The sequence below is a fragment of the Polynucleobacter sp. UK-Gri1-W3 genome, assembly GCF_018881595.1.
Taxonomy (GTDB): Bacteria; Pseudomonadota; Gammaproteobacteria; order Burkholderiales; family Burkholderiaceae; genus Polynucleobacter.
The window spans coordinates 382,967-395,198 of sequence record NZ_JACVQA010000001.1; the positions used below are offsets into that span (position 1 = coordinate 382,967).

The following is a 12,232-nucleotide window of genomic DNA, read 5'->3' on the forward strand; positions in this document are numbered from 1 at the left end:
AATTCAGGAATTAAAAGCGGAGAAATGCGATGAGTAACGGAAATATCGTGCAATGTATCGGTCCAGTGGTGGACATTCAGTTCCCACGCGACAAAATGCCAAACATTTATGATGCGTTGACATTAGTTGAAAGCGGCGAAAAATCATTTGCTGAAAAAGGTTTGACCTTTGAAGTTCAGCAACAAATCGGTGACGGCGTAGTTCGCGCGATTGCCATGGGTGCGAGCGATGGCTTGCGTCGCGGCATGGAAGTAAAATCTACTGGTGGCCCAATTTCTGTGCCTGTTGGCCCAGCAACTTTAGGCCGCATCATGGATGTTCTAGGTCGCCCAATCGATGACGCAGGTCCGATTGCTACTGAAGAGCGCCGCGCTATTCACCAGCCAGCCCCTAAGTTTGACGAACTCTCTCCTTCCGTTGACTTGCTCGAAACAGGCATTAAGGTTATTGACTTAGTTTGCCCGTTTGCTAAGGGCGGTAAGGTCGGATTGTTCGGTGGCGCGGGTGTTGGTAAGACCGTGAACATGATGGAATTGATTAACAACATCGCTAAGCAACACTCTGGCTTGTCAGTGTTTGCCGGTGTTGGTGAGCGTACTCGTGAAGGTAATGACTTCTACCACGAGATGAAAGAATCTAACGTTATCGACAAAGTAGCGATGGTGTTTGGTCAGATGAATGAGCCTCCTGGCAACCGTTTGCGCGTTGCGTTAACTGGTTTGACAATGGCTGAAGCATTCCGTGACGAAGGCCGCGACATTTTGTTCTTCGTTGACAACATCTACCGCTACACATTGGCTGGTACTGAAGTCTCTGCGTTGCTAGGCCGTATGCCTTCAGCTGTGGGTTATCAACCTACATTGGCTGAAGAGATGGGTAAATTGCAAGAGCGTATTACCTCTACAAAAACTGGTTCTGTTACCTCTATTCAGGCCGTTTACGTTCCCGCGGATGACTTGACTGATCCATCACCAGCAACAACCTTCTTGCACTTAGACTCCACAGTTGTGTTGTCACGTGACATCGCTGCATTGGGTATTTACCCAGCGGTTGATCCACTGGACTCCACCAGCCGTCAGCTCGATCCACAAGTGGTTGGTCAAGAGCACTATGAAGTAGCTCGCGAAGTGCAGATGACATTGCAGCGTTATAAAGAGTTGCGCGACATTATTGCAATTTTGGGTATGGACGAGTTGTCACCTGAAGATAAGTTGTCTGTATCACGTGCTCGTAAGATTCAGCGTTTCTTGTCCCAGCCTTTCCACGTTGCTGAAGTGTTTACTGGTTCACCAGGCAAATACGTTCCATTGAAAGAAACTATTCGTGGTTTCAAAATGATCTGTAGCGGCGAATTGGATCACTTGCCTGAGCAAGCGTTCTACATGGTGGGTTCAATTGATGAAGCCATCGAGAAAGCCAAGAAGCTTTAATCGAACTCATCTAGGGAAATTATGTCAACCATACGCGTCGATGTAGTAAGTGCTGAGCAGTCTATTTTCAGCGGGGAAGCTAAGTTTGTTGCGCTTCCCGGCGAAAGTGGTGAGCTCGGCATTTTGCGCGGCCACACCCCTTTGATTACACGCATTCGTCCAGGTTCAGTTCGTATTGAAAAAGCTGATGGTGATGAAGAGTTTGTATTCGTAGCAGGTGGCTATTTAGAGGTTCAGCCAGATCGCGTTACCGTATTAGCAGACACTGCTATTCGCGGCCATGATCTTGATGAAGCTAAAGCTATTGAAGCTAAAAAACGTGCTGAAGAAGCTATGCAAAACCGTAGTACTGACTTTGATTTGGCCTTGGCCCAATCTGAGTTTGCAATAGCCGCGGCGCAATTGGCTGCAATTGCTCGTTTTCGTCGTAAAAAGTAATAGCCGGTCATCTCCTTGTTGTTAAATGATCGGTTTTTAAAGGCCTGCCTGGGCGAAGCGGTTGATCAAACACCGCTTTGGCTCATGCGTCAAGCCGGTCGATATCTCCCCGAGTACAACGCTACTCGCGCTAGAGCCGGAAGTTTTTTAGGCCTCGCAAAAAATCCTGCATATGCCACAGAAGTAACGCTTCAGCCTTTGGATCGCTATCCATTAGATGCGGCGATTTTATTTTCTGATATTTTGACCATTCCAGATGCGATGGGATTGGGTCTGAAATTTACTGCAGGCGAAGGCCCAAGCTTTGAACACCCCCTTCGCACTGAAGAGGCGGTTAAAAAATTACGCGTTGCTGATATGGATCAACTTACATATGTTTTTGATGCTGTTTCAGAAATTCGTAAAGCGCTTATTCAGGATGGCAAACAACGCGTTCCATTGATTGGCTTCTCTGGAAGTCCTTGGACGTTAGCTTGCTACATGATTGATGGCTCGAGCGCTGACGATTTTCGTCATGCCAAGACGATGATGTTTAGTCGCCCCGATTTGATGCAGCACATTCTAGACATCAACGCGCAATCGGTGGCCGATTATTTAACCGAGCAAGTAAAAGCTGGCGCACAAGCCTTGATGATTTTTGACACCTGGGGCGGAATGCTTCCAGATGGCTGGTATCAAAGAATGTCTCTGGCCTCGATGCAAAAAGTAATTGCTTTATTGCCACGCGAGCATGAAGGCAAAAAAATTCCAGTCATCATGTTTACTAAAGGTGGTGCAATTTGGCTAAATGACATGGCACAAGTTGGCGCCGATGTGATTGCTATTGATTGGACAATGTCACTCAGTCGCGCCCGTAAACAATTGCTAACCCTTAACAAGCCCTTGGCATTACAAGGCAATTTAGACCCGCTTATTCTGTTCTCAGAGCCAAAACAAATTGCAGAGCAGGCTAACCTTCTGCTGGAGGATCTGGCGAGCGCCCCAGCCCTTAAGCCGGGCTTGCATCCTCTGGACGGACATATCTTTAATCTAGGGCATGGAATTTCTCAGTTCACTCCACCCGAAAGCGTCACAGCCCTCTCTGAAGCAGTTATTAATCGCTCAAGGGCTCTCAGGGCAAAGTCATAATACTGAGTGACTGCTAACTTGCCATTGAAATTTTTAATGAAAGTTATGCACAGATAGCGGGAATATTCGAAATTCAGTGAGATTGCGAATAAAGATGAAAATTCACTTTTGAATACGAATATAAGTCTTTGATTTATATATAAAATTACTAAAAAGCTTTAAAAGAGTGCAAAAACTAAAAGCTGATAAATTAGCTTATAAATCAGAATCCTCTGATGATATCCACAGACTTATCCACAAGCAAAATAGAGTTTTGAAGTAAATCATGCCCCCTCCGATCGTAGTCCAAGTCATCATTGATAAGCCCCTTGCCCAGGGCTTTGACTACTTGTGGGACGAAAATTTACTGGGAGGCCTTCCAGTGGTGGGCTCAATAGTCGAGGTTCCTTTTGGGCGTAGCATGCTCGTGGGAATGGTAATTAAAGTAAGCGCTTACTCTGATTATGAAATAGATAAATTAAAGGGCGTAACTAAGGTTCCCCCGCTGCCCCCTTTGGACCCAGCTGTTTTGCGCCTAATGAATTTTGCAAGCCAGTATTACATTCATGCACTTGGCGAGACCATTATTCCAACCATTCCCCAGATGTGGAAAAAGCCAGACGACTGGGAAAAGATTCCCAAGAAATTGGCTGCGGATGAAGAAAAGAAGAAGAAAAAAACTCTGCCAGAAATAAGCGAGGGATTTATTGATGAGCACCTCTTAAATGATGGGCAAAAACTAGCGCTTGAAAAATTACGCAATTTCCCAGCAAATGAATTCAAGGCGATTCTTTTGCAAGGACAAACTGGTAGCGGAAAAACCGCTGTATTTTTAAATTGGTTGAGTGGAATTTTGCAGGATGCAAGTGCGCAAGTATTGCTCTTGGTTCCAGAAATAAATTTAACGCCACAATTAGAGCGAAGAGTCCGCGCCTATTTTCCAGATAAAAAAATGGTTGTACTTCACAGTGGCGTGAGTGAAAAAGTAAGAGGTATTGCTTGGTATGAAGCATTGACTGGTAAAGCCCAAATTATTTTGGGAACAAGATTGGCGGCTTTAACGCCCCTGCCGAATCTTCGTGCCATTGTTGTCGATGAAGAGCATGACCCATCATATAAGCAGCAAGATGGTATTCGATATTCTGCGCGTGATCTGGCCGTTTGGCGCGCTCATGATCTCAAGATACCGATCTTGCTTGCGTCTGCTACTCCTTCGCTTGAAACATGGATGGCAGCTCAAGCAGGTCGTTATGAATATATTCGCTTGGATCAGCGTGCACAAGGAGCAAGCTTGCCAAGTGTGCGCTTAGTCAATACGCGAGATCCTCAAGCGCAATTTAGTCCTGGTGATGCCGAAAAGCCCAAAACAAAAAGTCTGATCACAAAGACTCTTGCTAATGCAGTCAGTAAAAACCTAGAAAGCAAACAACAAAGCTTAATACTCATCAATCGACGTGGTTATGCCCCTGTTCTTAGTTGCGGCGCGTGTTCATGGCTTTCTAAATGCGAGCAATGTACTTCATATATGGTGCTCCACAAAGCGGGTGCTTTAGGCAGGAAGTCGGTTCTGAACTGCCATCACTGTGGCCTAGTGAAGGCCATCCCAAACCATTGCCCCGATTGCGGAAACATCGATTTATCTTCTCTTGGACAAGGCACACAAAAGGTCGAGGACTCTATTGAAGAGATGTGGCCCGGCGCAAGAGTGCTGCGGGTCGATACAGACTCCAGTAGAAAGAGCAGGGGGGCGGAAGAGCTCTTTCAGCAAATTCATGAGGGCAATATCGACATTGTTGTTGGTACTCAAATGATTGCCAAGGGCCATGATTACCAAAATATAGGTTTGGTTGCAGTACTGGATGCTGACAGCAGACTCTTTTCCCAAGACTTTAGGGCTGCAGAAAGATTGTTTGCACAGCTGGTTCAGGTTGCAGGACGTGCTGGCCGCTCCAATAAGAGCGGCGAAATGGGCGGTGCAATTTATATCGAAACCCAGTTTCCCGAGGCGGCCGTTTTTCAGTTTTTATTGCGCCACGATGTAGATGGTTTTTTAGCCTTTACGGCCAATGAAAGAAAAGAAGCGGGCCTGCCACCATTTGCCTATCAGGCCCTTATCCATGCAGAGGCAAAAAATCTGGATAAGGCTATTCAGTTTTTGAGTGGTCTAAAAAGGTATTTAAAAGCTCAAGGCCCTATATCTAAGGGGTTAAGGGTCTATGACCCGGTGCCAAAAGCTGTAATGCGAGTAGCTGGATCGGAGCGAGCCCAGCTTTTAGTGGAGTCTGATGACCGCAAGAATCTTCAAGAAGTCTTAGAGGTGATGGATCGTTATTTACGAGAAAACTCTCAGGGGCGCATTATCAAAGAGGGGCGTATTCGCTGGTTAATTGAACGCGACCCCATTTCCATCTAAGCGATCTGATTTATCAGGCGCCAGGCCCTGAATTATATTTTTCTAGACTTAATAGTTGGTTTAATTCAGATGCAAGACTCTCATCAGAAGTCGGTTTGATTTTAAATAGCCATACGCCATAAGGTTTTTCATTCACAAGCTCCGGCGAAGCATCCACTTCTTCATTGAGTGCAACAATCTCTCCACTCACTGGTGCATGAATATCGCTCGCCGCCTTTACAGACTCAATTGCGGCAATGGCTTCACCCTGCTTGACTTGTTGCCCAACTTTGGGCGCTTGAAAAAACATGACATCACCTAAAGCCTCTTGCGCATGATTGCTAATACCAACCCACACCAAGCCATCATCTTCCTGAGTGGCCCATTCATGAGTTTCTGCAAATTTAAATGTATCTTGGCTTTTCATTGTTTTATCCTTTAGAGGCATTTTATGCTGACTCCCATAAACTAGCTTGCCCAATGATTCACTTAACCGCTTTGTATATATGCCAATTAAATTAGGAATTGTTCCAGTTACGCCCTATGAGCAAAATTGCTCAATCTTGGTTTGCCAAGAGACTGGCGACGCTGCCGTGGTTGATCCAGGTGGTGATATTGAAAAAATTCTCGAGGGCGTTCAACAGATGGGCGGTAAGGTTAAAAAGATTTTGCTAACCCATGGACACCTTGATCACTGCGCAGCCGCAAAGGACCTGGCCGATCAGTTGGGCGCACCCATTGAGGGCCCACAAGAGGATGAGCGTTTTTGGATTGATCAATTACCAGAGCAAACGATGCGCTTTGGATTTGGACACGCTAAAGTTTTTGAACCTGACCGATGGCTAAACAATGGTGATCATGTGCAGGTAGGTAATGTTGATCTTGAAGTTTTTCATTGTCCAGGACACACTCCGGGCCACATTGTATTTTTTGATAAAGAAGATCGTTTAGCAATTGTTGGCGATGTTTTGTTCGCCGGCTCAATTGGTAGAACAGATTTTCCTCGCGGCAATCATGCGGATTTAATTCATGCGATAAAAACGAAACTGTGGCCTCTAGGTGATGATGTTCAGTTTGTGCCAGGACATGGGCCAATGTCTACGTTCGGAAAAGAACGTAGAACCAATCCCTATGTTGGGGATGGTGCTTAAATCTTTTACTTCAGATGAATTTAGGTTTTTGCAGAACCAGTACGATGTGTACGGTTGTATAAACAGCTTGCGCAGATCCAGCGCTGCTTGCGATTACTTGTCGGAATCCATGTGCCACCCTCAAGTCGTTTTTCACGGCTGCAAGAAGAGCAAAATTTTAAGCTCTGAGAGGATTCTTGGGTAGCTGCTGGAGTCGAGGTAGTCATGGGCAATCCGGGTAAGGCAAATCTTATACAGAGATCTATTTTACCCGTTTTGTCCCGCTGGGGCTGGGCTGAGCACAACTCGCACTGAATCAGCCGTTTTGTTGCCATCGAAATCAAGCCAGGCCTTATTTTCAAAGTCGTAGAGCTTGCACTTGCGAGCAGTATCGAAGTACCAGCCCCAAGAGAACTTTTGAATGAAAATACGCTCTGGAAGGATGGTTTCTAGCGTTTGCTGGGCTTCTGGCAGGCGATAGAGCGGGACGCTCATGTCCACATGGTGAGCCGTATGCTCCATGATGTGGTGCATCAATTTGCCCCAAATCCAGCTAAATGTCAGATGAACAGTTGTTGATACAAATGGCTGGGCGCGTAACCACTCCGATTTCTTGTCGTACCAAGATACCTTTGGATGGGTATGGTGCACGTAGACCACAAAACCAATCATGCCGTTCCAGAACAAGAATGGAACTGCAAAGCCAGTGATCAAACCGAGCCAAATGGACTGTCCAGTGGCAATGGCTCCGGCAATTAAGCAGCCAATCCAAACGATTGCAAATGCAGTAACAAGTAAATTGTCTTTTAAGAAAATAGGACGGTCGCCAGGTTTATTTTTAGCATTTGGGAAGTACTCACGTCTCCACCAAATTTCAATGAGGTAATAAAAAACAGGGCCCCAGCCACTACGGTAAAGGCGCTCTACAGCCTTACGCCATGGGGGAAGCGCGTCGTATTCTGATTTCGATAAAGGCGCCCAAACAAAATCAAAACCCTTCAGATTGGTTTGGCCATGGTGTACAACGTTGTGACCAACATCCCACAAGCTATATGGCGTAAGCGATGGCAAAAACGCAATGCGACCTAAAACTTTGTTAAGTTCGCGATTTGGCGTGAAGCTCTGATGACAAGCATCATGACCCAGAATAAAGATGCGACCAGTTACAAATCCGGCAATAAGACCAAAAACAATTTTCAGCAAGACGCTCTCTACGAAGATCGTTCCCGCGATACAGCCTAGCCACAGGAAAGCATCAATTGCTAAGAGCATGATTGCGCGCCCAGTTTCGCCTTGTGCCATTGGGATTAGCCAGCTTCGAATGATTTTTCGATGCGGTAATGGCGCCTCTGGTGACAAAGGATTATTTAGGGAAGGCTCTGAAAGGGCTGAATTTAGATGTGTAGACACGATAAGAATCAATAAGTTAGATGCAAATAATAGCGGTTTTCATGATTTGTCGCATGATGTATGTCAAAAAACCCCTCTAGTTTTGGCGCGCCCGGCAGGAATCGAACCTGCGACCCTTGGCTTCGGAGGCCAATACTCTATCCACTGAGCTACGGGCGCTAATCACAAACTAGCTACCCCTCCATTGTAAGTGCCCAGAAGCCCGCTCTCTAGTTATAATCTCGGCAGTTCAACCCTAAACCCGTCAAACGATAAATTCTTATGAGCAACGAGCACGGAAGTCTGATTAAGTCCCCAAAACAACTCATCATCATGGTGTTTGCAAGCTTTTTTGTGCCACTCATCATTATTCTGTTGCTGATGGTATTTGTGAACAATGGCAAGCGAGTAGATTCGGCCGCCTCTTCTGATCAAATCATCAAACCTGTGGGACAACTCAATTTTAAAGATGCTAGCGAGCCTGCGGCTCCGGCTCCGGCTGCTAGCGCCAAATAAGTCTTCGGCGCATATTCAAAAGCTGGCTACATGCCAGCTTTTTTATTTCCGTTTATTCACTCTTCGCATCCAACGCTACTTGATAAGCCTCTTTTTTACTGAGACCTAATGTTTGCGAGAGAACGGCAGCGATTTCTTTGCTACCTAAATAAGGACTTAATGCATTTGCCCATAACAGCAGAGATGAATGCTCAGGAGCCTCGTCGCTGCTGGACGAGCGCCCTGCTACCACAATGACAAACTCGCCCTTAAGGCTCTCTGCTACATCAAGCCAGCTGACAACATCTTCCGCTTTTAGCGAGACAAGTTGCTCAAATTTTTTAGTTAACTCACGGCAAACTAGAAGCTGACGATCGGGCTCTAAATTTTTTGCAAGCAAAATAAGCGTTTCTTTAATGTGGTGTGGAGATTCAAAAAAGATATTCGCTTTTTTACTTTTGGAAATATCTTGCATGAGGGCGTCGCGTTCTTTGGCTTTATTGGGCCAAAAACCTAAAAATTGAAAACGCCCTTCGGAGTTATGCATTACCGAGCCTGCCACGGAGATTGCACTTGATACAGCACTTGCCCCGGGAATGGGGATGACTCTTAGCCCCGCTTTTTGAACTTCATTGACCAGTCTTGCGCCAGGATCTGAGACTCCTGGGGTCCCTGCATCTGAAATATAGGCCCAGCGCTCATTATTAGAAAGATGCTGAATAACAGTTTGCGCTCCTGCAATTTCATTGTGCTCATGTAGGGCTAAGCATTTTTTATGAATACCGAATTGCTGGAGTAATGCGGCGCTATGTCTAGTGTCCTCGCATGCAATCCCATCTACCGCATTTAAAACGTGTAGGGCACGCAAGGTAATGTCGCCTAAATTGCCGATGGGTGTTGCAACCATGTAAAGAGCCCCAACAGGTAAATCCTGCTGCTTTAAAAAATCGAATGAGCTAAGTTCCATAGGGGTTGCCTGAGAAAGGTTAAGTAATTAGTAAGAGAATACGTTGCTTTTGAGATAAGCCGTTTGCTGCTGAAATTAGGACATCTTTGGCGCATAATATTGTTATGAATAAAGAGATTAACGAACGTTTGCGCCAGCGCACATCCCAGCATTTTTTGGACAGCATTGCCGTTAAGCAAGAGGCGGAAAAATTACTGCCAGAGTCTGTTGCCAGGGGGGTATTGGCGATGGTGGATTGCTTGCGCTCTGGCGGCAAAGTAATGGCCTGTGGCAATGGCGGCTCAGCAGCTGATGCACAGCACTTTGCGGCAGAGCTCATTGGGCGTTTCGAGCGAGAGCGCCAAGAGTTGGCTGCGATTGCCTTGACAACAGATACCTCGATTTTGACCGCAGTAGGAAATGATTACAGCTATGACGAAGTCTTTAGCAAACAAGTTCGAGGACTTGGAAAAAAAGGCGACATTCTTATAGGAATTTCTACTTCTGGAAACTCAAAGAATGTCATCAAAGCAATTGAAGCTGCAAAAAAGATGGGAATCAAAATTATTGCGCTTACCGGTAATGGTGGTGGAAAAATTGCTCAGCTATTAGATCAAGACGATATTCATTTGTGCGCACCATCAACTCGCACTGCGCGCATTCAAGAAACGCACCTGGTTTTACTTCATGCCTTATGTGATGGTGTAGACCACGTTTTACTAGATTAAAAATTATTGTTACTTCAATATAGAAAAAGCCACATGAAAACCTCACTCATCAGAACATTGTTTCTCACAACTCTTGTTGCAACGCAGATCTCGGGTTGTGCGGTAGTTGCTGTTGGTGGCGTAGCAGCTAGCGCAACCATCATGGCAGATCGTCGAACCCCCGCAGTGCAAGCAATTGACAAGGGCATTGAGCTAGAGGCAGAGAATGCATTGGCAAAACGATTTGGCGATAACGCACACATTAATGTCACTGCATTTAATCAAAAAGTATTGCTTACTGGTGAAGTAAAAGATGATGACATTAAGAACGAGGCTGGCGCTTATGTAAAAGCTATGAAGAATGCACGCTCGGTCTTTAATGATTTGGTTATAGGGCCTAACAGCACCTACACATCACGCGCGAATGATTCCTATCTTGAGTCTAAGATCAAGTCACAAATGATTTTTACTGACCAGCTGCCATCAAACTCGATGGCTATTATTGCTGAAGGAAGCAGTGTTTACTTGATGGGTATCTTGACGCAAAGCGAAGCAGAGCTCGCCAAAAAAGTTGCAAGCAATACTAGTGGTGTAAAAGAAGTTTTCGTTTACTTTGACATCATTTCTCAAGAAGAAAAAATGCGTTTAGAAAAACAAGGTAAGGCCGATCAAACACAGCCTAGCAGTCCACCAAAATTCCAATAATTTTTATAGAAATTAGTGATGTTCAATAAGCGAGCAATCGTAAAAATAGTTTTTCTTTTTACGACGCTCGCTTTTTTAGTGCCGATTGCGCAAGCGACTGTTGAGGATGACAATGCATACGCTATTGCAAAGCAAAATGCCTGCTTAGGTTGTCATGCAATTAATAAAAAAATTGTTGGCCCAAGCTTTCAATCTGTAGCCGAAAAATATAAGAACACCCCAGGTGCACAAGCTTTTCTAAAAAATAAAATTGCCAAGGGCGGATCTGGTTCTTGGGGTGTAGTCCCTATGCCAGCCAATACAAAATTAAGTGACGCAGATTTATCCGCGCTAACTGGTTGGGTATTGCGTGGCGCGCCCAGTAAGAACTAATGCAGGAAGCGAATTAATTAATTAACGCGCGAGATCAGGTCTGCCCAAGAGCCACCACCATGCTTGATTGGAGCGCTTGAGATTTTCTTTTAAGGCGTAATCGAGATCAGCCCAATGCACATTGGCAGCCTCTGCCACAATGGTCGCAGGACTCGCTGGCGGAAGCTTAAGACAGGCATCAGCATCACCATAAGCATATTCAACGGTCATCCCAGCCTTTTGTGCCAAATGCATCATCGCCTTGTTGTTGGCAAGGCAGTGCACATATAGAGTCTCTATGCGGGTATTGCGTGAATGCACTGCTGAGCGCTCCAAAAGAGCCGTGCCTAAGCCCTGAGAGCGGCCTTCAGGCAATACAGAGACCCCAAATTCAGCCGCACGTGCTTGACCCTTATGCTCTGGTAGATAGGCTAAATGTGCCATGCCAATAAGCTTAAGATTCAAATCAAACACACCAAAAACAACGTCTTTATTGAAATCAAGGTGTTCAACATAGTGACGAATAACCTCATCAGGGGTCTGTGTGCCAAAGCGCAAGCGCCTATCTTCATCATTTAGTTGCAATAAATGATTCAATATTTCTTGCCTATAACCGGCATGCAGCTCGCGCACGGGTACAGCCTGGCCAGCTGTATAAAGGCTCGAAGGCAAGTGGCTATTCGCTAATTTGTTGTTCATCAAACCATATTAGCAGTTATAGGTGAAAATTTCAGGGTTTTCCCTAGGTTTGTTGGAAAAAGGCTAAATAAACATGAAAAAACAGCATAATTTTTTGGCTGATTGAGGCAAAACGCTAAAAAAATTGATATTTCGAAAAAAAGTGAATTTTTTTTCGAAATCTAAACCCTTGTTTTTATTGGGTTTATTTCCAAAGAAAGAAAAAACTTCACCTTTTTTAAGTAAAAGACTACGAAAGGTGTTGACGACCCTAAAAAAGTGGGATATAGTCTCACCTCTCTGCTGAATGTTTTACGAAATACGAAACAAGTCAGCCCTCTTTAAAAATTAGTCAACCGATAATTGTGGGTACTAAGTGAAAGCATCCAGTCCTTCGGGACAGATGTAAATAAATAGTACTCATAGACAGTAAAAAGATTTGGTTTTATTACCAAGTCAATTTC

The 12,232-nt window shown here is 45.1% G+C and carries 14 protein-coding genes and 1 tRNA gene; 9 read left to right on the forward strand and 6 right to left on the reverse strand.

Annotated elements, in window-relative coordinates; genetic code table 11:
• Window positions 1-29 precede the first annotated feature (29 nt).
• The 4 genes from atpD to priA all read left to right on the forward strand — a co-directional run bounded on the left by atpD (window position 30) and on the right by priA (window position 5,388).
• Window positions 30-1,430 (forward strand): F0F1 ATP synthase subunit beta, encoded by a 1,401-nt coding sequence (atpD, locus tag ICN36_RS02015; RefSeq protein WP_071464385.1) that lies wholly within the window; start codon window positions 30-32, stop codon window positions 1,428-1,430.
• Between the two features lie 21 nt (window positions 1,431-1,451).
• Window positions 1,452-1,868 (forward strand): F0F1 ATP synthase subunit epsilon, encoded by a 417-nt coding sequence (locus ICN36_RS02020; RefSeq protein ID WP_216226771.1) that lies wholly within the window; start codon window positions 1,452-1,454, stop codon window positions 1,866-1,868.
• Between the two features lie 9 nt (window positions 1,869-1,877).
• Entirely contained in the window at window positions 1,878-2,996 is a 1,119-nt protein-coding gene (hemE, locus tag ICN36_RS02025) for a uroporphyrinogen decarboxylase (protein WP_216226870.1), read from the forward strand.
• A 265-nt stretch (window positions 2,997-3,261) separates the two neighbouring features.
• Window positions 3,262-5,388 (forward strand): primosomal protein N', encoded by a 2,127-nt coding sequence (gene priA / locus ICN36_RS02030; RefSeq protein ID WP_216226772.1) that lies wholly within the window; start codon window positions 3,262-3,264, stop codon window positions 5,386-5,388.
• Between the two features lie 13 nt (window positions 5,389-5,401).
• On the opposite strand, the gene gcvH is transcribed toward priA, so the two are convergent.
• On the reverse strand, window positions 5,402-5,794 hold the full coding sequence (gcvH, locus tag ICN36_RS02035; RefSeq protein WP_255531196.1) for a glycine cleavage system protein GcvH: 393 nt from the start codon (window positions 5,792-5,794) through the stop codon (window positions 5,402-5,404).
• 79 nt (window positions 5,795-5,873) lie between these two features.
• Here gcvH and ICN36_RS02040 point away from each other — a divergent pair, with 79 nt between their 5' ends.
• Complete coding sequence (locus ICN36_RS02040; RefSeq protein ID WP_216862012.1) at window positions 5,874-6,518, forward strand: MBL fold metallo-hydrolase; 645 nt, start codon at window positions 5,874-5,876, stop codon at window positions 6,516-6,518.
• 20 nt (window positions 6,519-6,538) lie between these two features.
• Here the strand turns inward: ICN36_RS02040 and ICN36_RS02045 are convergent, their stop codons facing one another.
• The 3 genes from ICN36_RS02045 to ICN36_RS02055 all read right to left on the reverse strand — a co-directional run bounded on the left by ICN36_RS02045 (window position 6,539) and on the right by ICN36_RS02055 (window position 8,066).
• Entirely contained in the window at window positions 6,539-6,724 is a 186-nt protein-coding gene (locus ICN36_RS02045) for a hypothetical protein (RefSeq protein WP_215391856.1), read from the reverse strand.
• A 40-nt stretch (window positions 6,725-6,764) separates the two neighbouring features.
• The gene (locus ICN36_RS02050) at window positions 6,765-7,907 is read right to left on the reverse strand and encodes a fatty acid desaturase (RefSeq protein ID WP_370623378.1); all 1,143 of its coding nucleotides are present in this window, start codon (window positions 7,905-7,907) and stop codon (window positions 6,765-6,767) included.
• 83 nt (window positions 7,908-7,990) lie between these two features.
• Window positions 7,991-8,066 (reverse strand) — tRNA-Arg (locus ICN36_RS02055).
• 102 nt (window positions 8,067-8,168) lie between these two features.
• Here ICN36_RS02055 and ICN36_RS02060 point away from each other — a divergent pair.
• The gene (locus ICN36_RS02060; RefSeq protein WP_255531198.1) at window positions 8,169-8,402 is read left to right on the forward strand and encodes a hypothetical protein; all 234 of its coding nucleotides are present in this window, start codon (window positions 8,169-8,171) and stop codon (window positions 8,400-8,402) included.
• 52 nt (window positions 8,403-8,454) lie between these two features.
• On the opposite strand, the gene rsmI is transcribed toward ICN36_RS02060, so the two are convergent.
• Window positions 8,455-9,348 carry a 16S rRNA (cytidine(1402)-2'-O)-methyltransferase gene (gene rsmI, locus ICN36_RS02065; protein WP_216226774.1) on the reverse strand — a complete coding sequence of 298 codons (894 nt, stop codon included), beginning with the start codon at window positions 9,346-9,348 and terminating at the stop codon, window positions 8,455-8,457.
• Between the two features lie 104 nt (window positions 9,349-9,452).
• On the opposite strand from rsmI, the gene ICN36_RS02070 reads away from it, so the two are divergent.
• Genes ICN36_RS02070 through ICN36_RS02080 form a run of 3 tightly spaced genes read left to right on the forward strand, consistent with a single transcriptional unit; the run spans window position 9,453 to window position 11,111 of the window.
• Window positions 9,453-10,055, forward strand: coding sequence for a phosphoheptose isomerase (locus ICN36_RS02070; protein WP_216226775.1), 603 nt, complete (start codon window positions 9,453-9,455; stop codon window positions 10,053-10,055).
• Window positions 10,056-10,088: 33 nt separating this feature from the next.
• Entirely contained in the window at window positions 10,089-10,739 is a 651-nt protein-coding gene (locus tag ICN36_RS02075; RefSeq protein WP_216152356.1) for a BON domain-containing protein, read from the forward strand.
• A gap of 18 nt (window positions 10,740-10,757) precedes the next feature.
• Window positions 10,758-11,111: a c-type cytochrome gene (locus ICN36_RS02080; RefSeq protein WP_216226776.1), complete on the forward strand. Its 354-nt coding sequence runs from the start codon at window positions 10,758-10,760 to the stop codon at window positions 11,109-11,111.
• 21 nt (window positions 11,112-11,132) lie between these two features.
• On the opposite strand, the gene ICN36_RS02085 is transcribed toward ICN36_RS02080, so the two are convergent.
• Window positions 11,133-11,789, reverse strand: a complete 657-nt coding sequence (locus ICN36_RS02085; RefSeq protein ID WP_216226777.1) for a GNAT family N-acetyltransferase — start codon at window positions 11,787-11,789, stop codon at window positions 11,133-11,135.
• Window positions 11,790-12,232 lie beyond the last annotated feature (443 nt).